The organism is Lachnospiraceae bacterium oral taxon 500, assembly GCA_002999035.1.
GTDB lineage: Bacteria > Bacillota > Clostridia > Lachnospirales > Vallitaleaceae > W11650.
In genome coordinates this window covers 2883589-2907705 of record CP027241.1, presented here as the reverse complement: position 1 = coordinate 2907705, position 24117 = coordinate 2883589, and the positions used below count along the sequence as shown (strand labels likewise).

At 47.5% G+C, this 24117-nt stretch carries 19 protein-coding genes; 18 read left to right on the top strand and 1 reads right to left on the bottom strand.

The features are described 5' to 3' along the window. Positions 1-93 precede the first annotated feature (93 nt). The 7 genes from C3V36_13250 (at position 94) to C3V36_13220 (ending at position 12215) form a co-directional block, all read left to right on the top strand. Positions 94-1626 carry an ABC transporter substrate-binding protein gene (locus C3V36_13250; protein AVM70127.1) on the top strand — a complete coding sequence of 511 codons (1533 nt, stop codon included), beginning with the start codon at positions 94-96 and terminating at the stop codon, positions 1624-1626. Between the two features lie 80 nt (positions 1627-1706). Further along, positions 1707-3185, top strand: a complete 1479-nt coding sequence (locus C3V36_13245; protein AVM70126.1) for a sulfatase — start codon at positions 1707-1709, stop codon at positions 3183-3185. Positions 3186-3604: 419 nt separating this feature from the next. After that, positions 3605-5167 carry a hypothetical protein gene (locus tag C3V36_13240; GenBank protein AVM70125.1) on the top strand — a complete coding sequence of 521 codons (1563 nt, stop codon included), beginning with the start codon at positions 3605-3607 and terminating at the stop codon, positions 5165-5167. 197 nt (positions 5168-5364) lie between these two features. Further along, complete coding sequence (locus C3V36_13235) at positions 5365-8034, top strand: hypothetical protein (GenBank protein AVM70124.1); 2670 nt, start codon at positions 5365-5367, stop codon at positions 8032-8034. A 449-nt stretch (positions 8035-8483) separates the two neighbouring features. After that, complete coding sequence (locus C3V36_13230) at positions 8484-9803, top strand: ATPase (GenBank protein AVM70560.1); 1320 nt, start codon at positions 8484-8486, stop codon at positions 9801-9803. Between the two features lie 218 nt (positions 9804-10021). Further along, complete coding sequence (locus C3V36_13225) at positions 10022-11485, top strand: threonine synthase (protein AVM70123.1); 1464 nt, start codon at positions 10022-10024, stop codon at positions 11483-11485. A gap of 205 nt (positions 11486-11690) precedes the next feature. Beyond that, the gene (locus C3V36_13220) at positions 11691-12215 is read left to right on the top strand and encodes a flavin reductase (GenBank protein AVM70122.1); all 525 of its coding nucleotides are present in this window, start codon (positions 11691-11693) and stop codon (positions 12213-12215) included. 56 nt (positions 12216-12271) lie between these two features. On the opposite strand, the gene C3V36_13215 is transcribed toward C3V36_13220, so the two are convergent. Beyond that, positions 12272-13159, bottom strand: a complete 888-nt coding sequence (locus tag C3V36_13215; GenBank protein ID AVM70121.1) for a cation transporter — start codon at positions 13157-13159, stop codon at positions 12272-12274. 399 nt (positions 13160-13558) lie between these two features. Here C3V36_13215 and C3V36_13210 point away from each other — a divergent pair, with 399 nt between their 5' ends. The 11 genes from C3V36_13210 (at position 13559) to C3V36_13160 (ending at position 24069) form a co-directional block, all read left to right on the top strand. Then, a complete protein-coding gene (locus tag C3V36_13210; GenBank protein AVM70120.1) occupies positions 13559-14392 on the top strand; it encodes an NAD(+) diphosphatase in 834 nt (277 codons plus the stop codon). Between the two features lie 12 nt (positions 14393-14404). Beyond that, on the top strand, positions 14405-15727 hold the full coding sequence (gene xylA, locus C3V36_13205) for a xylose isomerase (protein AVM70119.1): 1323 nt from the start codon (positions 14405-14407) through the stop codon (positions 15725-15727). 92 nt (positions 15728-15819) lie between these two features. Beyond that, positions 15820-17298 (top strand): xylulokinase, encoded by a 1479-nt coding sequence (gene xylB / locus C3V36_13200; GenBank protein AVM70118.1) that lies wholly within the window; start codon positions 15820-15822, stop codon positions 17296-17298. A gap of 22 nt (positions 17299-17320) precedes the next feature. Beyond that, positions 17321-17614 (top strand): hypothetical protein, encoded by a 294-nt coding sequence (locus tag C3V36_13195; protein ID AVM70117.1) that lies wholly within the window; start codon positions 17321-17323, stop codon positions 17612-17614. Between the two features lie 111 nt (positions 17615-17725). Then, positions 17726-18412 (top strand): phosphoribosylaminoimidazolesuccinocarboxamide synthase, encoded by a 687-nt coding sequence (locus C3V36_13190; GenBank protein ID AVM70116.1) that lies wholly within the window; start codon positions 17726-17728, stop codon positions 18410-18412. Positions 18413-18645: 233 nt separating this feature from the next. After that, the gene (locus C3V36_13185) at positions 18646-19473 is read left to right on the top strand and encodes a hypothetical protein (protein ID AVM70115.1); all 828 of its coding nucleotides are present in this window, start codon (positions 18646-18648) and stop codon (positions 19471-19473) included. Positions 19474-19484: 11 nt separating this feature from the next. Beyond that, positions 19485-20282, top strand: coding sequence for an HAD family hydrolase (locus C3V36_13180; protein ID AVM70114.1), 798 nt, complete (start codon positions 19485-19487; stop codon positions 20280-20282). 21 nt (positions 20283-20303) lie between these two features. Continuing rightward, on the top strand, positions 20304-20816 hold the full coding sequence (locus C3V36_13175; GenBank protein AVM70113.1) for a hypothetical protein: 513 nt from the start codon (positions 20304-20306) through the stop codon (positions 20814-20816). Positions 20817-21066: 250 nt separating this feature from the next. After that, positions 21067-22350: a glucose-1-phosphate adenylyltransferase gene (locus tag C3V36_13170; GenBank protein AVM70112.1), complete on the top strand. Its 1284-nt coding sequence runs from the start codon at positions 21067-21069 to the stop codon at positions 22348-22350. After that, positions 22343-23464 (top strand): glucose-1-phosphate adenylyltransferase subunit GlgD, encoded by a 1122-nt coding sequence (gene glgD, locus C3V36_13165; GenBank protein AVM70111.1) that lies wholly within the window; start codon positions 22343-22345, stop codon positions 23462-23464. The genes C3V36_13170 and glgD overlap by 8 nt, the downstream gene beginning before the upstream one ends. Positions 23465-23631: 167 nt before the next feature. Beyond that, positions 23632-24069 (top strand): GNAT family N-acetyltransferase, encoded by a 438-nt coding sequence (locus C3V36_13160; protein ID AVM70110.1) that lies wholly within the window; start codon positions 23632-23634, stop codon positions 24067-24069. The last annotated feature ends 48 nt before the right edge of the window (positions 24070-24117 follow it).

Here is a 24117-nt window from a genome sequence, read left to right as displayed (position 1 = left end):
AAAAGCACTTTAATGGGGAAATGGGTGATAAATCAATAAACAAAAAAGGTTGCATTCAGGCAAGCGGAACTGTAACCAAGAAAGAGGTGTAAAATGAAAGTAAGGGGTAAAAAACACGGAAGCCAAATGATCGGTTTGCTGCTGGCCTTGGTGCTGCTGCTTTCGGCCTGCGGCACGGCTGCGCCGCAAGAAGAGAAGAAGAAAGCCGAAGAGCGGCCAACGCTGCGCTGGTTGACCACGGGTGACGCAGCGGCTAAGCCGATTGAAGAAAATGACCGGGTCATTCAGGCAATTGAAGACAAGCTGGGGATTGACTTGGTAGTAGAAGTAGTACCGGAAGGCTCGGTTGAGAAAGTCAATGTGGCTATGGCCTCCGGCTCGCTGCCGGATATTGTCACCGGTGCTTTTGGCACCAGCGCCACCCAGCAATGGGTGAAAGACGGCATGGTCATTGCTTTGGACGATTATTTAGCGGCCGCGCCGGCTTTGAAAAAAAGACTGGATGAGGATTATGCCTGGGATTTGACTGATGGCAAGCACTACGGCGTGCCTTTTATCACTCAGTTTAAGAGCGCCAATACTTTAGTCGTCATGCGTCAGGACTGGCTGGATAAGCTGAACCTGAAATATCCGACTACTTTAGAGGAAATGAAAGCAGTTCTGCTGGCGTTTACCAAAAATGACCCGGACGGCAACGGCAAGGACGATACTTATGGTTATACGGCGACCAAGCCGGGCAGCAACGGCAGTCCCTTTGAGTGGGTGTTCTTTGGCTACGGCATACCTTATGCCGATTACTCGCTGGACAAAGACGGCAATGTGATTCCTTTCTTTGAAGACCCGGCCTATGTAGAAGCCATGAAATACATCAAGGAATTGTGGGATGCCGGAGCAATTGATCCGGAACTGATGCTTAACACCAATCCGAAAAAAGAAGAAAAGTTTTATCAGGGTAAGACCGGCGCTATGCTGGCACCACTGTTCCGGCATGTCAATCGGATTGAAAGCAGCTTAAAGCAGCTTTATCCGGATGCCAGCATTGCCTATGGCATGGCTCCGAAAGGCCCGGACGGAAAGTTCGGCTTGAGTAAACAGGGCAAAAATGGAATGTATACCTGCGTTACTGCGGACTGCAAGGCACCGGAAAAGGCAGTTGCTTTGCTTGACCTGCTTCTGTCGGAAGAAGGTATCAATCTGGTGCGTCTTGGCATTGAGGGTGTGCATTACACCAAGGACGGCGATAAGATTGTTTTAAATGAAGAAGAAAGAGCCAAGGATGCTTTTTCGCCGAACGGCTGGGCACACGCACTGGCTTGGGGAGTATTCTTCTGGCCGCTGGAAAGCAGTTATTTGCCGGAAACAGAACCGGCCAGAGACCGGGCACTGGAGTCGGTGGAACTGGCAACCGCCTGTCAGGTGAAGAACTTAATTTCCACCAAGACACCGCTGGAAGTGAAAAACGGCGGTATGTTAGCCGATATTGAGGTTCAGTATTTTTCTGATATGCTTCAAGGCAAAATCGGCATTGAGGAGGGCGTCAAAAAGCTGTCCGAAGAATGGCGCAAGCAGGGCGGCGAGGAATTGCTGAAGGAAATCAACGAGATTTATAAAAGCAGCAAAAAATAGAAAAAAATTGTGAAATCATAAGCCGGCTTTCCCTTTTAGCGAGAGCTGGCTTATGGTGAGTTTAGTTGTGGAGGAAAAACATGAAAAAACCGAATATTTTATTTATATTATCCGATGATCAGGGTGCATGGGCGTTTGGCCGGGGCGGCACGCCGGAACTGCATACGCCCAATTTGGATAAAATCGCCGAACAGGGCATGCAGATGAACAGCTTTTTCTGCGCTTCACCGGTCTGTTCACCGGCCAGAGCCTCGCTTCTGACCGGCCGGATTCCGTCGCAGCATGGGGTGCATGACTGGATTCGCTCCGGCAATGTCGATGCTGATATTTTTAAGCAGCAGGGCGAGCAAAATCCTTATGGCGGTTATGCCGATGAACGCAAGCCAATTCAGTACTTGGCCGGTCAGACAGCGTACACCGATATCTTAGCGGAGCATGGCTATCACTGCGCACTGTCCGGTAAATGGCATTTGGGCGACAGCATTACGCCGCAGCACGGTTTTCGGGAGTGGTATACCATTGGCAAGGGGGGCTGTCATTATTACCGGCCGGATATTGTCGAAAATGGTAAAATTACAGTCAAAGAGGGCGAGTATGTAACCGAACTGATTACAGATAAAGCACTCTTGATGTTGGATCAGCTGTCGGCCGATGCAGAAACGCCGTTTTATTTAAGCGTTCATTATACCGCGCCGCATTCGCCGTGGGGAGCCGAACACCATCCCAAGAAATGGATTGATTATTATGACAGCTGTGATTTTGCCAGTATCCCGGACGTGCCGGATCACCCCGATATGGCGGTCGGCAAGCAAAACGGCCGAGCGAAGCGCCATGAAAACCTAAGAGGCTACTTTGCCGCGGTCAGCGCAATGGACGAGCAAATTGGCCGGATTTTGGCGAAATTGGAGGAAAAAGGGCTGGCGGAGAATACCGTCCTGATTTTTGCCGCCGATAACGGCATGAATATGGGGCATCACGGCATTTGGGGCAAGGGCAACGGGACATTCCCGCTCAATATGTATGATACTTCAGTTAAGGTGCCGTTTTTGATTGCGTATCCGCCATTGATTCAGGCAGGCAGCGTGTGTGAGGAAATGGTCAGCGCCTATGACTTTTTCCCGACTCTGCTGGACTTGCTGGGGCTTTCATCAGAATTGCCGGCAGGTTTGCCGGGCAAAAGCTTTCTGCCGCTGCTGAAGGGTGAAGAGGCGGACGGCCGGGAGTCGGTGGTTATTTTTGACGAATACGGTCCGGTTCGGATGATTCGGCAAAAGGAGTGGAAGTATGTCCATCATTACGCTTACGGACAGCATGAGCTTTATCATTTAGCAGCCGATCCGGGTGAGGAGCATAATTTGTACGGTCAGCCCGAATATGAGGAAAAAGTGCTGGAACTGCACCGGCAGTTGGATCAGTGGTATGAAACCTATGCTGACCCGAAAAAAGACGGCTTGAAAGAAGAAGTAACCGGTCTTGGCCAGCTTTGTTTGGCGGGCAGTGCCGGAATCCGAGTGCACCGCTATTATCCGTGGGGGGATAAGACGGAAGGCGGAGCGTAAAAGACAATAATATCTATAACCGTTCGTGACTGGGATAAAATTGCGGCCACGGACGGTTTTTGTTGAAAAAGTTTGAAGCGGATGTCAATAGCTGATAAATCCTTTGGTTTGGCATTTGGCAGATTCGCATTCGAATTTCATTCTTTTGGCGTTTGCAGTATAGTTAGTTTGCAGTATAGTTAAAAAGCATTGACAAAAATCAAAGCATGGGTACAATAGTATTATAAAGTATAAAATTTATTTGTCACAGTTTAGAGCAGCGGATATTTATGGTTGCTATGACGGAGAGCTTGTTTCCAATCAATCATAAATATCTATTTGTGTGGACACCGATATTCATAATTCGTTGGCATTTTGAATTATGAGCACAGCTTGAACTGCAATATTTATTTCTGGATACAAAAGTGAAAGGAAAATATATGGCGCTGCAAAAATGGTATAGGAAGTTAATAATATGGGGATTGAGTTTTGGTATTTTGTTGAGCGGCGGATTAAACACGCCGGTAAATGCTGATAGCGGGTTGAATCACTTTTTCCCGGAAAAAGATTGGGCTGCCGCCGGCGTTCAGACAGATCAAGTTACGCGGGAATTCTTTGAACAGTCAGGGATGCAGCTTCCGTCGCATGGTGTTTTGGATTTGAATGATGGAAGTATATTGGACAATCAATTGACACCAAAGGAGAACCCTCCAAAACTAAAAAAGGATGATTTCCGTGTTTTGACACTTACCGCTACCGAATGGAATGTCAGAAATTGGAACACTGCTCAAACCGGCGATGAACTGGTGGCTTCGGCGGAAAGCATTATTGAGGCTGCCGGTCAGCAGGAACTGGCGGCAGATGGCGGAACATTTTTTATCAGTAAACAGTTAGCCGAAACCGGTGCCCAAAAAGCTGAAACGGTTAAAGAGCAGCTAAATGCCAGGGCAAACTTAGAAAACAAAGAACTAAACCGCAGTCTGGAAACGATTGTTAAGGTCAACCTGATTCCGGAAAAGGAGCAGGCCGTTACCTTCGTCCGGCTGAGCAAGGATATTCAAAAAGTAGCGGAGATTGACCGTTTGGTGATTGAAGTTCAACCGGAAGTCAGTATAGAACTGACAGGCGGGGATTTACAGAGTTTAGCGGCGGCGGACATGGAAATTGAGGTTACCGAGCTGAAAACCGACAAAGACAGTTTGCCTGCCGATAAAACTTCCGGTGAGGAACAAAAAGGCCCAAGTTATCAAATTAACCTGAAAAAGGCAAAGGCAGCCTCACAAATAACGCTGGCATTGCGGGCTGATCAAGATCCTTACAATGCCATTTTCCGCAAGGACACCAGCGGAAAAGAAGAAATCATCGGCGGCCGCTATGACGGCAAGACGAAGAAGTTAAATGCCAAGATCAGAGATGACGGCGAATATTATGTTCGCCGCAATGAAAAGAACTTTGCCGATATTGAGGGTTTGCCGAAAAAAGAAAAGGAATTCATCAAAATATTGGCATCCAAGGGTATTTTGCAGGGCAATGCTTCCGACCGGTTCAATCCCAATGCTCCTATTCAAAGAAGCGAGATTTTAACGATTTTGGTCAGAATGTCGTATGCGTATGACGGCAGCGCCAGCAGCGGGTTTTCCGATGTAGCGAGAGATGCCTGGTATTATTCCTATGTTTCCTCCGGCGTCAAGCTGGGAACAGTCAACGGCTACCCGAACAATGTCTTTAAACCCGGAAATTCAGTAGGAGCGGCGGAACTGGCGAAGATGAATTGTATGATGCTGGTTTATAAAAGGGGCTATCATTTTCCGAAAGAGGCGCAGAACTATTTGGCGAAGCTGGGGCAGGGCAGCAGGGTGCCGGAATGGGCGAAGGCTTATATTGCCATGGCGGAGCGTGAGGGTCTCCTGCTCAAGACCGAAAGCGGCATTTATGACGGCGGTCAGGCCATTACCCGCCGACAGGCAGCCGAAATGCTTTATCGGCTGTATGAGAAGTTGTAAAAGACAGTATATGGGTGCGTCAAAGTGCTGCAGGGAAGGATGATAGACGCCTGTATCAAAAGCTGTAATTATGACGGAATTCAGCCGATTCAGTTAGCTTGCCTGAACGGAAAGGCATGGGCAGAAATCAGGAGAAAGGAGTACAATAGCACTGTTTATAGCATATATGTCTTGTTTTTGGATGGGGAGGAGAATTTATGAGGTCGCGCAAATGGTATAGAAAGTTGCTGGTGTTGGTGCTAAGTTTCAGCATTTTGCTGGGCGGCGGGTTCAGCGGTCCGGTCAAGGCTGAGGATGGGCCAGATATTATTTGGCTGCCGGAAGGTTACGATGGATTTTGGCAGCCTTCTGTGGTGGGATGTTTTAAAGAAGGTTTAGCGGCAGTAAAAAAAGATAGAAAAACAGGATATATCGACAAGAGCGGTCAAGTGGTGATACCGTTTGAATATAACGATGCATTTTATTTCAGCGAAGGCCTAGCCAGCGTAAAAAAAGAGGAAAGATGGGGTTGCATTGATAAGACTGGGAAAATAATAATACCGTTTCAATATGCCGGACCTCAACTCTTTAAAGAAGGCTTATCTGCGACAGGCAACGGCTATATTGATAAAAATAGCCAGGTAGTGCAGTTTCATTATGACTATGACGATCGCGATGTCTGGGAAAGATGCTTTAGCGAAGGCTTAGCCAGTGTCAGAAAAAATGGAAAATATGGCTATATCAATAAGAGCGGTCAAGTAGTGATACCATTTGAGTATGATTGGGCCAGACCCTTTAATGAAGGCTTAGCGGCTGTAGTAAAAGATGGGAAAGGGGGCTATATTGATCAGAGCGGTCAAGTGGTAGTCCCATTTGAATATGACTCGGCCACTGTCTTTAGCGAAGGCTTAGCGCTTGTCAGAAAAGACAGAGGATGGGGCTATATTGATAAGAATGGCAGGACAGTAATACCGTTTGAATATAATGAACACTATTTGGCCGGCGGCTTTAGTGAAGGTCTGGCCATGGTAGGAAAAGACGGAAAATGGGGTTATATAGATAAAAATGGGAAAGCAGTGACCGCGTTTGAGTATGACTGGGGCGGATCTTTTCGAGAAGGCTTAGCGTATGTGACCAAAAATGGAAAGTCTGGTTATATTGACAGAACCGGTCAAGTGGTGGTACCGCTTGAGTATGACGAGGCTAATCTCTTTAGCGAAGGCGTTGCCCTTGTTAAAAAAGACGGCAGGCTTGGAATTTTAAAAAATCCGCTGACGCAAACTGCCGCCCCGGCCGCGCCTGTAGTGGTTAATCCCTTATCCCCTGAGCTGGAAGCGGCTGTTCGGCTGGCAGTTGGCAAATTATCGGGCGAACTGACGGAAAGCGACTGGCAAAGATTGACGGCGCTGGATTTAAGCGGGCGGCATTTAAGCGCCCTCAGCAGCTTAGATCAGGCGAAAAACCTCAGGGAAATTGATCTCAGCTTTGCCCGGGTAGACGATATCACGGCGCTGGCGCAGCTGCCCGGTTTGCGGACGGTGATCTTAAAAAACAGCCATGTCCCGGCCGAGCAGTTAAAAGTCTTGAAGGAAAAACTGACGCAGACCGAGTTCCGCGTTTTGACGGTCAGCATCACCGATCCCAATGTCAAAGACTGGAATACCGCCGAAAGCGGCGACGAATTAGTGGCTTCGGCCGAAAGCATGATTGCCGCCGCCGGCCGGCAGGAGCTGACCGCCACGGACGGCTGCTTTGTTATCACCAAGCAGCTGGCGGAAAGCGCCGCGCAAAAGGCGGAAACGGTCAAGGAGCAGCTAAACGCCAAGGCTGTTCTGGACAACAAAGAGTTAAACCGTAGTCTGGAAACAATTGTTAAGATCAGCCTGACCCCGGAAAAGGAGCAGGTCATGACGGCGGTGCGGGTAAGTAAGGATATTCAGACAGTATCTGCCATCGACCGCTTGGTGATTGAGGTGCAGCCGGAGGTGACACTGGAGCTGACCGCCGGGGACTTACAAGGCTTAGCGGCGGCCGATCTGGAAATTGAAGTGACCGAAGGGAAAGTAAGCGCCGGCAGCCGGCCGGTGGGCAGTGATGCCTTTGGCGGTGAAGGGGCAGATGGCCGCAGCTATCAAATCAAACTGAAAAAGGTCAAGGCCTCTTCCCAAATCACGTTGGCCTTAAAGGCCGATCAAGATCCTTACAATGTCATTTTCCGCAAGGACGCCAGCGGAAAAGAAGAAATCATCGGCGGCCGCTATGACGGCAAGACGAAGAAGTTAAATGCCAAGATCAGAGATGACGGCGAATATTATGTCCGCCGCAATGAAAAGAACTTTGCCGATATTGAGGGTTTGCCGCAAAAGGAAAAGGAATTCATCAAAATATTGGCGGCCAAGGGAATTTTGCAGGGGAGCTCTGCCGGTCAGTTCAGCCCCGACGCTACCATTCAGAGGAGCGAGATTTTAACAATTTTGGTCAGGATGTCATACGCCTATGACAGCAGCGCCGTCAGCGCGTTTTCCGATGTGGCGAGAGATGCCTGGTATTATCCCTATGTTTCCTCCGGCGTCAAGCTGGGCGCGGTCAGTGGTTACCCGGACAACACCTTTAAGCCGGCAAACTCGGTGGGCGCGGCCGAGCTCGCCAAGATGAACTGCATGATGCTGGTGTACAAAAAAGGCTATCATTTCCCCAAAGAGGCACCAACTTATTTGGCCAGATTAGCGCCGGGCAGCAAGGTGCCTGACTGGGCCAAGGCCTATGTTGCCATGGCCGAGCGCGAGGGCTTCCTGCTAAGGACCGGCAGCGGACTGTATGACGGCGGCCAGGCCATCACCCGCCGACAGGCAGCGGAAATGCTCTATCGACTGTATCAAAAGCTGTAAAAGACGGGATATGGGCACGTGAAAGCGTTGTAAGGAAGGATGTAGATGCCTGTATCAAAAGTTGTAAAAAACCAAGGCCTCATATACCGTTGGATGAGAAACTGCAGCCAGGTAAGACTTCACATAGCCGATAAGAAGCGGCAGCAGTAAAAACTTTATAGCCAAGCGCCGCCGAATAACGGGTATCTGTTGTCGGCGGCGCTTTTAATGGTTTGCTTTCACTGTTGGCTTGCAAAAAACTTATTAACAGGATGAAACGTTAAAAATACTTAGCCTTAGCATCCATGAGACCGGATTGCTTTGTTCGACAAAAATTCAACATAATGAAAAGTTTTGATTATAAATAACTTAAACTTTATAAAATAGAAAATTTAAGTTATCCATAACCAGAACTTGACAAAATAAAAAGTTTAAGTTATCATTTAAACCACCAGGGGGTGGTTGAAATGTTGAAACAGGAGCGACAATTAAGGCCGCGTGACAGATATTTAAATCAATTGATTGCTTTTCAGGATAAAGAACCGGTAAAGGTTGTTACCGGAATTCGGCGTTGCGGTAAATCCAGCTTGCTTAAGCTAATGCAGCAGCATTTGCTGACGTCTGGAATTCAGCCGGAGCAAATTGTGGCGGTTAATTTTGAATCAATCGAATACCACGACATGGATTATAAGGCTTTTTATCAATTTATTAAAGGAAAAATATTGGCAGATAAAAAAATGTATTTGTTTTTTGATGAATTGCAAAGACTGAATCAATGGGAAGACGTGGTTAATTCCTTGCGGGTTGATTTTGACTGCGACATTTATATTACCGGTTCTAATGCGTATCTTTTGTCCTCAGAGTATTCGACTTATTTAGCGGGCAGATATTTGGAAATAAAAATGTATCCTTTATCTTTTCGGGAATTCATTTTATTTCATGGTTATCAGCTAAAAAAATATTCTGCGCCGGGTGGGGAAATGAAAAAAAGAGCATATAATGCAGCCGGCGAAAGAGTAGAACTTTCTGATTTATTTGCGGCGTATCTGCGTTACGGTGGGATGCCGGGCATAGCGGACATCGGGTTGACGCAGGATGCGGCCATGATTTTGCTGGATGGTATTTATTCGACTGTGGTGATTCGGGATATTTTAGAGCGAGAGAAGCGGCGAGGACAAAGACAAATTACAGATGTGGAACTTTTGCGCAAAATTGTATTATTTTTAGCGGATAATATCGGAAATAATACATCCCTAAATTCTGTCAGTAATACGTTGATATCGGAAAATTTGGTGATAGACCGGAGCAAGCAGGGAAAGCCTGCTATACAGACGATTGCCGCATATATCGCAGCACTTAAGGAGTCGTATTTGTTTTATGATGTCAAACGCTTTGATATTAAGGGGAGAGAGTACTTAAAGACATTGGGGAAGTATTATATTGCCGATATCGGGCTGCGCAATTATTTGCTGGGATTTAGGGATAGAGACAGGGGACATATCTTGGAAAATATAGTATATTTTGAATTGCGCGGGCGAGGCTATGATGTTGCGGTTGGAAAAGTAGACGATTTGGAAGTGGACTTCGTGGCAGATAATGGAGAAGAAAAGATATACATTCAGGTGGCTGAAACGATGCGGAGTGAAGAAATTAGAAGCCGGGAACTAAAGCCACTGCAAAAGATTCGAAATAATTATGAAAAAATAGTGATATCCCTTGACCGTGGTTTGGACGCAGAATATGAGGGAATTAAGTCGATTCGGCTGATGGATTGGCTGCTTTCGGAGTAGGAAGCGGGAAAATTCGACAAAGCCAAAAAACCAAAACAAAGATTGCCCCTGATTTATAATTGTGATATACTGCTTATGATGTTAAAATAAAGCAATGAAGCGCTTGGCTCTGAACGGATGCAAATTGGATTTTATTGCCGGGAAATCAGCGGCATGAAGTGATGAAAAAGCGCCGGCAGCGCAAGGAAATGGATAAATAACAGAAAGTAGAGGTCAAAATGTTAACCTATCAAAGTACCAGAGGCGGAGAGAAAGGAATTTCGGCGGCAGAAGCCATTGTTAGAGGGATCGCTGCTGACAGGGGTTTATTTGTGCCTGCGTTTTTTCCCTACTTACCCAAAGCAGCTGAAGAATATGCCGGATACAGTTATCAAGAGCTGGCGACAGAGATTTTGGCGTTGTATCTGCCGGATTTTACCGGCGAAGAGATTGCCGGCTGTGTTCGGCGGGCTTACGGTCAGCAGTTTGATACGCCGGAAGTTGCGCCGGTAGTTAAAAAAGGCGGTTATTATTTTTTGGAATTGTTTCACGGGCCAACGTATGCTTTTAAAGATATGGCCTTGCAGATTTTGCCGGAGCTGATGAAAACGGCAGCTGAAAAACAGAAAATCGGCAAGCAGATTTTGATTTTGACGGCCACATCCGGTGACACTGGTAAAGCGGCCATGCAGGGATTTGCCGGAGTAGACGGAACCAAGATTATGGTTTTTTATCCCAAAGACGGCGTTTCCTTTATTCAGGAATATCAGATGTGCTCACAGGAAGGTGCGAATGTAGAGGCGGTCGGAATCCGGGGCAATTTTGACGATGCCCAGACCGGCGTCAAAAACTTATTTCAGGATTCGGATTTTCTGCGGCTGTTGTCAGAGCAGGGATATTTGGCCAGCAGTGCCAATTCCATCAATATCGGGCGGTTAGTACCGCAAATCGTTTATTATATTTATGCCTATGCTCAGCTTATCCGGAGCGGGGAGCTGCAGCCCGGCGAAAAACTGGACGTGGTAGTGCCGAGCGGTAACTTCGGGAATCTCTTGGCGGCTTATTATGCCCGGAAAATGGGACTGCCGCTGGGCGTGCTGCTGGCTGCTTCTAATGAAAACAAGGTGATTGCCGATTTTCTGACCGGCAATATTTATGATAAAAACCGGAAAATGATTTTAACCAAGTCACCGTCAATGGATATCCTGATTTCTTCCAATTTGGAGCGTCTGCTGTATGATATTGCCGGAGAAACCGAAACCAGCCGCTGCATGCGGGAATTGCAGGCGGAGGGGCGCTATCAAATCAGTGCCGAACAAAGAGCGGCGATGGGAGAACTATACGGAGAGTTTGCCGGAGAAACGGAGTGCAGCCGGACAATCCGTGATTTTTATGAAAAAGAGGGCTATCTGATGGATACCCATACTGCGGTGGCAGCCGCCGTTGCGGCCAAAACGAAAAAATTAAAGGATAAGACGCTGATAGTATCGACGGCCAGTCCGTATAAGTTTTCGGCAGCGGTGCTGGAGGCTTTGGGCGGCGGCCAGCGGGCCGAAAGCTTTGCTTTGCCGGAGGAGCTTCACGAAAGAACCGGCGCACCGGTTCCGGATGGGATTGCCGGACTTAAAAACAAGCCGCTGCGGTTTACGGAAGTCATTGACCGGGAAGAAATGAAGGCGGCGGTGCTCCGCTTTTTAAAGTAAGTAGCGCAGCTTGTCTTGATCGAAATGCTATGCATTTTGCCTAGGTAGATAGCTGCATGGATTCTGCCTTTGGCTGATTAACGCCGGCAGGCTGTAAAGAGGCGGAGGAGGGTGTTGCCCTCTATGAGGTTAAAAAAATAACAAAAAAATTGCTTGCAGTGAGTAATTGATGAAATAAAAGGCGAATAAAATAAGGAGAGAGCAAATGAGTTTAAAAAAGGTAGAGTTTAACCGTTATTTAAAAGACGCCGTCGAGCAACTCCCGAAAGGCGCGTTTTTATGTACCAAGGACGGAGATAAAGAAAACGTGATGGCCGTTGGCTGGGGGGCGTTTGGCTCCATGTGGGGACGTCCGCTGGCGATGATTGCTGTTCGGCCGTCCAGATACAGCCGGGAATTGATTGACAAGACAGGAGTATTTACCTTGAGTATTCCGTTTAATCAAAGTCAAAAAGACACGCTTAATTTCTGCGGCAGCTACAGCGGCCGGGAAAAAGACAAGTTTGCCGAGCCCAGCCTGATTAAGGGCAAGGGGCAAACGCTGGACTTGCCGGTAATTGAAAACTGTCAGCTTTTTTATGAATGCCGGGTTATTACCAAGCAGGAGTTTACCCCGGAAAAGCTTGATACTGCCATCAAAGAAATGTACTATCCGCATGACGATTATCATATCGTGTATTATGCTGAAATCTTAGATTCGTATATTTTGGAAGATGATTATTTGAAATAAGAGTCATGCCATGATAAATCCGGCGCAGGCTCGCATACAGGAAGATTTATCATCGTTTATTTTAAATAATCTCTTTGCGGATGGGTTTGTGCCGGGTTTAGATGGATTAACACATCAGCCACCTGGTCAAACTTCATAATGGCTGCTTTGACGGTATCAGAAATATCATGTCCGGCCTGAACGGTCAGATTGCCGTCAACGGAAATCTTAATCAGCATCAGAAACTTTTCGCCGATCGGTCGGGCGACAATGGAGTCAAGATGATCGACTCCCTCCGCTGCCAGGATTTGCTCCCGCATTTGGTGAATGATTTCGTCATCCAAAGTGCGGTCCATCAGTACATGATAGGAAGCGATCAGCACTTTAAAGCCGGTATAACCAATCCAAAAGGAGATTAAGATACCGACCGCGGCATCAACATAATAAATTTTAAAATAGGAGCAAATAATACTGATCAGGGTCAGACCGGTGATAAAAAGGTCGTTCCGGTGGTCAGCTGCATTAGCCGCAGCCAGCAGGCTGTGATATTTTTTACCGGTTTGGCTGGCGCAGACATAAAGAAAAGTTTTAATAACCAAGGTCGTGACGGCTACGACAATCAGCCAAATGGAATATTGTACCGGCTGAAGGGCAATTAGCCCCTCGACGCCGTTTTTAAAAACAATGTAAGCGACAAACAAAAAGGAAAAGCTGATAATGAAGGAAAAAATATACTCCGCTTTGCCGTGACCGTAGGGGTGGTCGCTGTCATCGGGTTTAGCAGAAATCTGGTTGCCGATATAAGTCATGATTGAGGAAAAGACATCGCCGGAGCTGTTCAGGCCGTCGGCGATCATAGCCTGGCTGCCGGTGGCAAGGCCGATGGCCAGCTTAATAATCAGTAAAAAAACATTTCCCAAAAAACCCAAAACGGAAATACGCCGAACGGCGTTTGCACGTTCCATAAGATACTCCTTTTATAGATTGTTTCGCCCTTTTTGGGCGAAAGGCTGCACAGCCGGCGAAGATTTCAAGTGCCGCTGCTATGCGGGATGGTTGGAGTCTTATTATACCGCATTTAGAGAGAAAATGCAGTAAATTTTTAGTTTTTTAAATTAGTTTAAATCTCAATTTTCCTATGTGCGGCTGAGCCCTCTTTTTAGGCGGATTGTTCGCCCGGCGAAAGTGCGAAACTTTCGAACAGGTAGGTCGCCCATCCGGGCAGAAACGCATAGCATTTCGACCAGGGGAGGATTGCCCGCCCGGCAGGAGTACATAGTGCTGCGGGCAGGGGATGAGTTAAAATATCAACGCCTGTGGCAAGACGGTTAATTTCGGTAACTCACGGGCTAAAGGAGAAAATAATGATACAGGATATCGCGCCGTCAAAGTTTCAAAATAATTATATCGCGGCAGAACCGGAGGCAAGCAGCAGGGTCATGCTATTTGCCGAAGAAAAATTATTGGCTTTTTATGATGAAAACAAAAAAAGCCTGCGTTTTCCGGAAAGACGCTTGTTCCCGGAAAATACCGGTTTTGTTTATCTTTTTGCCATAGACGGTGAAAAGTTTTTTCTGTCGGAGCAGACGGAGTTTCTTCCGGCCGGATATCATTTTTATACCATGGAGGAAATAAGAAATCTGGCATTAGGTGCAAACACGGAAATCTTTGCTGTCTTTTCCGCCTATCATTTGCAAAAGTGGTATGCGGTGTCAAAATACTGCGGCAGCTGTGGGGCGAAAATGACGCATGCCCCGGCGGAGCGGGCACTGGTTTGCCCGGAGTGCGGTCACCGGATTTATCCGCGGCTGAATCCGGCGGTTATTATCGGTGTGATTAACGGTGACCGAATCCTGATTACCCGTTACCGGAAAGGCTACCGGCATAACGCGTTGGTGGCCGGTTTTATTGAGTTCGGCGAAACGCTGGAGCAGGCGGTGGAGCGGGAAGTGATGGAAGAGGTGGGACTGCGGGTTAGAAATATCAGGTATTATAAGTCGCAGCCCTGGGGTGTCAGTGCTGACCTGTTGGCCGGCTTTTACTGCGAAGTTGACGGTGATGATACCATTCGCATGGATTGCTCGGAATTAAAGTACGCTGAATGGGTTACCCGGCAGGATATTGTGCTGCAGCCGTCCGAGTACAGTCTGACGAATGCAATGATGAAAGCTTTTAAAAAAAATAATGAAAATAGATAAGGAGAAAAAGAAATGAATGAAATTTTTAAAACCATACCGGTTATCCCTTATGAGGGAGCATCCAGCCGCAATCCGCTGGCATTTAAGTTTTATGACGCCGAGCGGGTGGTGCTGGGTAAGCCCATGAAAGAGCATTTGCCGTTTGCCATGGCGTGGTGGCACAACTTAGGCGCCGCCGGAACCGATATGTTCGGTCGGGACACGGCCGATAAATCTTTTGGCGCCGAAAAGGGGACGATGGCGCATGCGAAAGCCAAGGTGGATGCCGGTTTTGAGTTTATGCAAAAATTAGGGATTCGTTATTTTTGCTTCCATGATGTGGACTTGGTGCCGGAGGCGGAGGACATTAAGGAAACAAACCGGCGCCTGGATGAGATTTCCGATTATATTTTGGAAAAAATGAAGGGAACGGATATTAAATGTCTGTGGGGCACGGCCAATATGTTTTCCAATCCCCGCTTTATGAACGGAGCGGGCTCAAGCAATTCGGCTGATGTTTTCTGCTTTGCGGCGGCCCAGATTAAAAAAGCACTGGAGTTGACGGTTAAGCTGGGCGGCCGGGGCTATGTCTTCTGGGGCGGCCGTGAGGGCTATGAAACGCTGTTAAATACTGATATGAAGTTAGAGCAGGACAATATCGCCCGGCTGATGCGGCTGGCGGTCGACTACGGGCGCAGCATTGGCTTTAGCGGTGACTTTTATATTGAGCCTAAGCCCAAAGAGCCGATGAAGCATCAGTATGACTTTGACGCGGCTACGGCCATTGGCTTTTTGCGGCAGTATGGCTTGGATCAAGATTTCAAATTAAACATTGAAGCCAATCATGCTACTCTGGCCGGACATACTTTCCGGCATGACCTGAGGGTGTCGGCAATTAATGGTATGCTGGGCAGTATTGACGCCAATCAGGGGGATTCGCTGCTGGGCTGGGATACCGATGAATTCCCGTTTGATGTTTACGAGGCGGTATGGTGTATGTATGAGGTCTTAAAGTCGGGCGGTCTGACCGGCGGGCTGAACTTTGATGCCAAGAGCAGACGTTCCAGCTATTTGCCGGAGGATATGTTTGAAAGCTATATTTTGGGGATGGATACCTTTGCGCTTGGCTTATTAAAGGCGGCAGCGCTGATTGAGGACGGGCGGCTCGATGCTTTTGTGGCGGATCGTTATGCCAGTTACCGGAGCGGCATCGGCGCTAAAATCATGAACGGCGAAACAACACTGGCAGAATTGGCGGCTTATGCCGAGCAGATGGGCGCGCCAGCGTTGCCCGAGAGCGGCCGGCAGGAGCGGCTGGAGAGTATCGTGAATCAGGTGCTGTTTAACGGGAAATAAAAAGAAATGGCTAATCTTAAACAGCTTTTGCAGCAGGGTTGATAAACTTGAAAAAGGGCTGTCAGTTTAGCGGATAAATCGGAGGAGGGGCTATGTACTATATTGGAATTGACTTGGGAACTTCAGCGGTTAAGCTGCTGTTAGTGGAGGAAAACGGACAGATAAAAAGAGCAGTCAGTAAGGAATATCCTTTGCTTTTCCCGCAGCCGGGCTGGAGTGAGCAGCGGCCGGAGGATTGGTGGGCGGCAGTGCAGACCGGACTGGCTGAGCTCCTTATCGGGATTGACCGGACGCAGGTGGCCGGTATTGGCTGCGGCGGGCAGATGCACGGCTTGGTAATTCTGGATGAAAAGGATGAAGTCATTCGTCCGGCTATTTTATGGAATGATGGCCGGACAGCGAAGCAAACTGATTATTTAAATCAGGTAATTGGCCGGGAAAAGCTGTCGGAGTGGACGGCGAATATCGCTTTTGCCGGATTTACCGCGCCTAAACTCCTGTGGTTGAAGGAAAATGAGCCGGAAAACTTTGCCCGGATTGATAAGATTATGCTGCCCAAAGACTATATCAATTATCGCTTGACCGGTGTGCATTGCACCGATTATTCGGATGCTGCCGGCATGCTCCTGTTGGACGTCAAGGGGCGCTCGTGGTCGTCGGAGATGCTGGCGGTTTGCGGCATCAGTGAGCACCAGCTTCCGCGGCTGTTTGTCAGCAGTGCGGCGGTTGGCCGGATCTTACCGGCGGTTGCCGTCGAACTGGGATTGCCGGAATCGGTGACGGTAGCGGCTGGCGCCGGCGATAACGCCGCGGCGGCAGTAGGTACCGGCACGGTCGGTGCGGGCGGCTGCACGATTTCGCTGGGCACATCAGGCACGATTTTTATTTCGATGGAACGCTTTGCCGCTGACCCGAACAATGCGCTGCATAGCTTTGTCCACGCGGACGGCGGCTATCATTGGCTGGGCTGCATGTTGTCGGCTGCCAGCTGCTATAAGTGGTTTTGCGAAGATATTTTAAAGACGGCTGATTATGCCGGCGAACAGGCTGCCATTGCCGATGACCGGCTGGGATGCAGCCATGTCTTCTTTTTGCCGTATTTGATGGGAGAGCGCAGTTCCATTAATGATGTCAGCGCGCGCGGCTGTTTTATCGGGCTGACCATGGACAGCAGCCGGGCGGATATGGTTCAGGCGGTGCTGGAGGGAGTGGCGTTTGCCGTGCGTGACAGTTTTGAAGCGGCTAAGGCACAAGGGATTGTCATTCAAAGCAGCAAGCTCTGCGGCGGCGGAGCAAAGTCGGCTCTGTGGCAAAAGATTTTGGCGAATGTTTTAGGCATTCCGTTAGAGCTGCCGCAGACGGAGGAGGGGCCGGGCTATGGCGGTGCGATGCTGGCCATGGTCAGCTGTGGCCGGTACGATAGCGTGGCGGACTGCGCAGCGGCTTTAACCGGAGTCAAAGCAGTCATTTGGCCGGAAGCGGAGCTGACGGCCCGCTATGAGGAGCGTTACCGCAGCTGGCGGCAAATTTATCCGGCACTGAAAGAATTGTTCCCGCAGTTAACGGTCTGACTGGCTGAAAAACAGAATAAAGGTGGGAGCAAAAGGAGCGGAGCACACACCGGCTGGATTCATAGTTGAACAAAAAGCATCAAAGAGAAAAAACTCCCGTTCGATTGCAGTGGCCGGAACGGGAGTTTTGAATTGCCGCTTTTTAGAGGTTGACCGGAGCAGATATAAAAACCGAACAAATTTTATAAAAAAATATTTTTTGTTCGGAAAATCTCTTGAATTTTTTTCGGTTTTCGATTATGATAAAAGGCATACCGCAAAGAGGAGATACGGATCCGGCACTTATGTCAAAAATAAAGTTTGCCGTAGCCGCTAGCAGGGTATAAGGGTGTAATCTGCCCGATGCAGAGTAAGTTTTCTGCGGATGGAGCTTAGCGGAGTCGACTGGCGAAAGACAGCGGAATCAATCGAAAAAACGGAGGTTATCATGAAAGAAATTTATCGGGGAAAGACGAAAGACGTATTTGATTTGGAAAATGGCCAGTATTTGCTGAAGTTTAAAGATGATGTGACCGGCACGGACGGTGTTTTCGATCCGGGTGCCAATACGGTTGGACTGACAATGGAAGGTGCCGGGGAAGCCGGACTGAAACTGACGAAGTTCTTTTTTGAAAAAATCAACGCGGCCGGGATTGTTACTCATTATGTCAGTGCCGATATTGCCAATCGGACCATGACGGTGCTGCCGGCCAGTGTTTTTGGAGAAGGGGTTGAGGTAATTTGCCGCTACCGGGCAGTCGGCAGCTTTTTGCGTCGCTACGGCAAATATGCGGCGGATGGACAAAAGCTGGATGCTTATGTTGAGGTGACATTAAAAGATGATGACCGGAATGATCCGCTGATTACCGAGGAAGCGCTGGATATGCTGGGGATTATGACCCGGCAGGAGTACCGGACGCTGGCGGAGATGACCCGGCAGATTGCGGCGATCGTTAAGGCGGAGTTGGCGAAAAAAGGTTTGGAATTATATGATATTAAGTTTGAGTTTGGCCGGGTGGGTGAAGATAAGCAGATTGCTTTGATTGATGAGATTTCCGGCGGCAATATGAGAGCCTACCGGAACGGAGAGTACATCGAGCCGCTGCAGCTGGAAAAACTCATGCTGGCAGATTAAGACGGCAGAAAAACCGCTTGTTCAAACATCGAAAATCCTCGAAAGGGGATTTTTTGCGTAGAAAGATAATTTTTCGAAAATACGGCACTTGGGTAATATGTTGACGAATTACAGGCCGTTTGGGTGAAGGCAGCGGTTTCTTTTTAAAATTTGGGGAAAAGGCGGAATCTGATTTACTTTTAAGCCGGGCTGTGCTAAGATAAAAATAGTATTTTCAGCGGTGCGCGGAGTTTTTGGGCTGCCGGGTGAGTATAAAAAGAACGGCGATTTGCCGGGAAGGGATTCTGATGGAACAGAAATATCTGCTTGTTAATGTGGAAAACAATGTTGCCGTAGTTACATTTCATCGGCCGGAGGCCTTGAATGCTTTAAACTCCGGTGTTTTGGAGGAGCTTGACCAGGTAGTGGATGCTTTGGCGGCCGATCCGGCAGTGCGGGTAATTGTCTTTACCGGCGAAGGCAAAAGCTTTATTGCCGGGGCGGATTTGGACGAGTTGGGCAATGCCCGCGGCTTTGAGGTCATGGAATATTCCCGGCGGGGGCGGGATCTTTTTCGGAAGATAGAATTACTGCCCAAAGCGACGATTGCAGCGGTCAACGGTTATGCTTTCGGCGGCGGTTTTGAGTTTTTATTGTGCTGTGATATTCGGATTGCCTGTGAAAAAGCTAGCTTAGCCATGCCGGAAGTAACCTTTGGAATTACGCCGGGCTTTAACGGCACCAAGCGGCTGCCTCGGGAGATCGGTTTGGCCAAAGCCAAGGAACTGCTGTTTACCGGACGGCGGATAAAAGCGGAGGAAGCGCTGGAGCTGGGCGTGCTGAACCAGGTGACAGATATGGAGGGATTTTGGCCGGCAGTCATGGCAATGGCGGATCAAATCGCCGATAATTCGGCCACATCGGTGGAATTGATTAAAATGGCGGTAACATCTGGTATGGATGCCGGATTTGACGTCGCCAAAGAAGTGGAAATGGGATATATGGCTGCCGCCTTTGGCACCAAGGATCAGATTGAAGGCTACGCGGCCTTTAAGCAAAAACGCAAACCGATATATCGATAGGGGCAAATAAAATGATTAAACTGATTTTAGCAGATATGGACGGAACGCTTTTAGACGGAGATCATCAGCTTCCGGAAAAAACAATGGACACGATTCGCCGGCTGATGGATCGGCAAATTCGCTTTGGCATAGCCAGCGGCCGGGAATATAACGATTTGAGAAAATTTTTTCCGAAACTGGCTGATGAGATGATCATAGTGGCCGATAACGGTACTTTGATTTATGATAAAACAGAGGAAATCTATCTTGACTTGCTGGATAATGATGAGGTGGAAAGAATTGTTAAGGAGCTTCGCAAGATTCCCGACACTTGGATTGTGCTGTGCGGCAAGAAAATGAGTTATATTGAATGTCAGGAAGAAAAACGAGAGATGATTGCGGCGATTGCTCATAATTTTTATGAAAATGTGGAATTAGCCGAGGATATCTGCGTCAGAACCCAAAATGAGCAAATTATGGAGATTTCGGTTTTTTGTGAACACGGCGCAGCCATAACCGCGCCGCAGTTGGAATGGCTGAAAAAGGACTATCAGATTTATGTGTCCGGCTCCAACTGGATTGATATTTTAAATAAAAGTGCCGGTAAGGGCAATGCTGTAAAGCGCTTGCAGGAAAGATACGGCTTGCAGCCGGAGGAATGTATGGCCTTTGGCGACTATTTTAATGATATGGAAATGCTGCAAAATGTGGGAGAAAGCTATGCCATGGCCAATGCTCAGCCGGAGGTACAGGCAGCGGCCAAATATATTGCTCCGGCCAATAAAGAAGGCGGTGTGATTCAGGTGCTGCGGCAAAGATTTGAACTTTAAGCAGCAGGCGGGGGTGAAAAAATGCTTTGGTATTATTTGGCCATATTTTTGGTTAAGGTCCTGGAAGTGACCTTGGGTACAGTGCGGATGGTGCTGATTACTAAGGGTGAAAAGGTGAAAGGCGCAATTTTAGGCGTAGTGGAAGCCTTTATCTGGCTGGCTTTGGTGTCGACCGTGCTGGATAACGTAACACAAGATCCAATCAAGGCGGTGTTGTACGGAGTCGGCTTCGGCGTCGGCAATTTTTTGGGCTCGCTTCTGGAAGAAAAGCTGGCACTGGGAACCAGCCGGATTGAAATTATTGTTTTGCAGGAGCATGAGGCGGAGCTGACGGCAGCGCTGCGGGCAGCCGGTTTTGCGGTCACGGTAATGGAGGGCTGCGGGAAAGATTATGCCCGCAAAATCTTGATTAGTATTGTCAAGCGCAAGCAGGTCAAACAATATGTTGAAATTGCCAAGACCAATCAAAAAAATGCCATGATTACGGTTTCGGAAAGCAAGCCGATTTACGGCGGGTATGGGATTCGGAAATAGGATTAATGCTAAGATTAGCGCTGCAGATGACGGTGATACCGGATATTTTTTGAAAGCAAGTTTTTTGCATATCAGGCATAAATATCATATTGCTGCAAAAAATAACAATTCCGCAAGAAAAAGATTGCAATTTTTTTTAATATAAGTTAAAATAGTATTAAGAAATGGATTAATTTCGGAAAAACATAATAGAAATATACAAAGCTGACAAGGTTGCTTTAGTTAAACTGCTTAAAGAGGGAGTGATAAAATGGTGGCAAAGGAAATGATCGGCTTGCTATTGGCCGGAGGACAGGGAAGCAGACTGGGAATTTTAACATCATCGACCGCCAAGCCGGCAGTGCCGTACGGAGGAAAATATCGAATCATTGATTTTCCGCTGAGTAACTGTGTCAATTCGGGGATTGATACAGTCGGGGTTTTTACCCAGTATCAGCCGCTGGAGCTGAACGCGCATATCGGCATCGGCAAACCGTGGGATTTGGACCGAATCAACGGTGGGGTAACGATTCTTTCGCCTTTTACCAGCGAAGAAAACAACGACTGGTTCAAAGGAACTGCCAATGCGGTTTTTCAGAACATTCATTATATTGATAAAATCAATCCGCAGTATGTCGTGATTTTGTCGGGTGACCATATTTATAAGATGGATTACGCCAAAATGCTGGATGATCACAAGAAAAACAAAGCGGACGGAACCATTTCCGTATTTGAGGTGCCGTGGGAAGATGCACACCGCTTTGGTATCATGAACACAGACGAAAAAAGAAAAATTGTTGAGTTTGAGGAAAAACCGCAAGAGCCGAAAAATAATCTGGCTTCCATGGGCGTATATATTTTTACCTGGAGCGTTCTGCGCGAATATTTGATTCGGGACAATCAAAATCCGGATTCGGATTATGATTTCGGGAAAAATGTCATTCCCATGATGTTGGAAGAGGGGCGGGCGATGTACGCCTATCCTTTTGCCGGTTACTGGAAGGATGTCGGAACCATCGATGCCTACTGGGAATCGAATATGGATTTGATTAAGCTGGTACCGGAGTTTGACCTGTATGACCGGTCCTGGAAGATTTACACCAATAACCCGGGAATGCCGGCGCATTATATCGGCGGCTCGGGCAGTGTTAAGACTTCGATTGTCGGCGAGGGATGTCAAATCTTCGGGGTGGTGCGCAATTCCATCATCTTCCCGAATGTAACGATCGGTGAAGGCGCCTATATTGAAAACTCAATCATTATGCAGGATTGTGTGATTGAAAGAAATGTCAAGGTGTGGAAATCAATTTTAGCGGCGGGCGTAACGGTTGGTGAAGGAACGGAAATCGGCGTGGGCGAAGATGTTCCCAATAAGCTGAAGCCTAACTTGTATTATACCGGGATTACGGTGGTCGGGGAAAGCGCAGCGGTTCCGTCCGGTAAGAAAATAGGCAAAAACGTGGCCATTCACCACGGAGCAGAGGGGACAGATTTTCCGACGGATGAAATAGCTTCCGGCGAAACGATTTTTAAGGGAGGCATAGCTCATGAATAATATTTTTGGCATCATTACAACGGGTAATCAAAAACCGCTGCTGGGAGAACTGGCGATGAAACGGTCCATCTCGGCATTGCCGATTGCCGGCAAGTACCGGGCAATTGACTTTGTTTTGTCCAATATGGTTAACTCCGGCATTGATAAGGTCGGCGTGGTGACACAGTACAGCTTTCGCTCTTTGACGGATCACCTGGGTGCCGGTAAGGAATGGGATCTGGATCGGCGTAATGAGGGGCTTTACCTCTTCCCGCCGTATTTGTCGATGGAGCATAAGGGCTGGTATCAGGGTACGGCTGACGGTATGTATCAAAATATGTCTTTCCTTAAGCGTTCGCATGAGGAATACGTGCTGATTACAACCGGCAACTGCATTTATTCCACAACGTATAATGATCTTCTGGAGAAGCATATCGAGTCCGGCGCCGATATTACTATGATGTACTATGATATGGCGGACGTACCGGCGGCAGAATTAAAGGAATTTGGTTTGCTTCGCTTAAATGAAGAGGGACGGGTGATTGACCTTCAGGAAAAACCGTTATCGCCGAAAGGCAGTTTGGTTTCGATGGCGGTTTATGTCTTAAAGCGTGAGCTGCTGATTGAGCTTTTAGAGGAAGCATCTGCCCATGGCCATTATGATTTTGTCAAGGATATTTTAATCCGCAAGCTAAATGACCTGAAGATTTACGGCTATGAATATAAGGGCTATTGGCGGGTAGTTAATACCGTGAATTGGTACTATAAGGTCAATATGGATTTTTTAAAGCCGGAAGTCCGCCAGGATTTATTCGGTCAGGGCAAGACGGTATTTACCAAGGTGAAGGATGAAACACCGGCCAAATACAACTCGGAGGCGGAGGTGAAAAACTCCGTGATTGCCGACGGCTGTATCATAGAAGGGTATGTGGAAAACAGTATTTTGTTCCGCGGCGTAAGGGTCGGTAAAAATTCGCGAGTTGTCAACAGCATTATCATGCAGGGCTCGACCATTGAAAATGATGTCAGCCTGGAGCATGTCATTTTTGACAAAGAGATTGTGATTACCGCTCATCACTCGCTCAAGGGTGAACTGAATGCGCCGGTAATCGTTGCGAAAAAGAGCCGGATTTAAAGTTTTTTGTCTGGGTTAATAGTTTATTGATCAAAGACCTCTGATGCTGTTGGCATTTGGAGGTCTTTGATTACTTTAATCTTTTTCTTTTTTTCAGCGGGTGTGGTAAAATAAAGAAAAAAGGAAGGCGGAAAATAGAACAATTTAAAACTTGGGGAGTCGGAATTATGGTAAGAGAAGCGGTTAAAGAGGATTTAGATGCATTATTGAACTTATACCTGTTTCTACATGAGGAAAGTATTCCGGAAAGTTCAAAACAGTTAGAGAATACATGGCAAACGATTATGAAAGATGAGAACCATCATATTATTGTCAATGAGATAGAAGGTAAAATTCTTTCGTCTTGCGTTTGCGTTATTATTCCGAACTTAACGAGAAATGTACGGCCCTATGCGTTTATTGAAAATGTAGTTACGAATAAAAATTATCGTGGAAAAGGATATGCAGCCGAGTGTCTCAATTATGCTAAGGAGATAGCAATTAAGAATAATTGTTATAAAATGATGCTTTTGACAGGCGCAAAAAAGGAAAGCACATTAGAGTTCTATAAAAAGGCCGGGTACAATAGTGAGGATAAAACAGCATTTATACAGTGGCTTGAATAGGATAAATTCCGCCAGAGATTGGCAACTTAGAAGCTGCGGAGGTACACG

Bases quoted from the DNA above. Each gene is read 5' to 3' on its own strand.
- C3V36_13225 (AVM70123.1), top strand. From the start codon at position 10,022: ATGTTAACCTATCAAAGTACCAGAGGCGGAGAGAAAGGAATTTCGGCG.
- C3V36_13220 (AVM70122.1), top strand. From the start codon at position 11,691: ATGAGTTTAAAAAAGGTAGAGTTTAACCGTTATTTAAAAGACGCCGTC.
- C3V36_13180 (AVM70114.1), top strand. From the start codon at position 19,485: ATGATTAAACTGATTTTAGCAGATATGGACGGAACGCTTTTAGACGGA.
- C3V36_13240 (AVM70125.1), top strand. From the start codon at position 3,605: ATGGCGCTGCAAAAATGGTATAGGAAGTTAATAATATGGGGATTGAGT.
- C3V36_13250 (AVM70127.1), top strand. From the start codon at position 94: ATGAAAGTAAGGGGTAAAAAACACGGAAGCCAAATGATCGGTTTGCTG.
- C3V36_13245 (AVM70126.1), top strand. From the start codon at position 1,707: ATGAAAAAACCGAATATTTTATTTATATTATCCGATGATCAGGGTGCA.
- C3V36_13170 (AVM70112.1), top strand. From the start codon at position 21,067: ATGGTGGCAAAGGAAATGATCGGCTTGCTATTGGCCGGAGGACAGGGA.
- C3V36_13235 (AVM70124.1), top strand. From the start codon at position 5,365: ATGAGGTCGCGCAAATGGTATAGAAAGTTGCTGGTGTTGGTGCTAAGT.
- C3V36_13190 (AVM70116.1), top strand. From the start codon at position 17,726: ATGAAAGAAATTTATCGGGGAAAGACGAAAGACGTATTTGATTTGGAA.
- C3V36_13160 (AVM70110.1), top strand. From the start codon at position 23,632: ATGGTAAGAGAAGCGGTTAAAGAGGATTTAGATGCATTATTGAACTTA.
- xylB (AVM70118.1), top strand. From the start codon at position 15,820: ATGTACTATATTGGAATTGACTTGGGAACTTCAGCGGTTAAGCTGCTG.
- C3V36_13175 (AVM70113.1), top strand. From the start codon at position 20,304: ATGCTTTGGTATTATTTGGCCATATTTTTGGTTAAGGTCCTGGAAGTG.
- glgD (AVM70111.1), top strand. From the start codon at position 22,343: ATGAATAATATTTTTGGCATCATTACAACGGGTAATCAAAAACCGCTG.
- xylA (AVM70119.1), top strand. From the start codon at position 14,405: ATGAATGAAATTTTTAAAACCATACCGGTTATCCCTTATGAGGGAGCA.
- C3V36_13210 (AVM70120.1), top strand. From the start codon at position 13,559: ATGATACAGGATATCGCGCCGTCAAAGTTTCAAAATAATTATATCGCG.
- C3V36_13215 (AVM70121.1), bottom strand. From the start codon at position 13,159: ATGGAACGTGCAAACGCCGTTCGGCGTATTTCCGTTTTGGGTTTTTTG.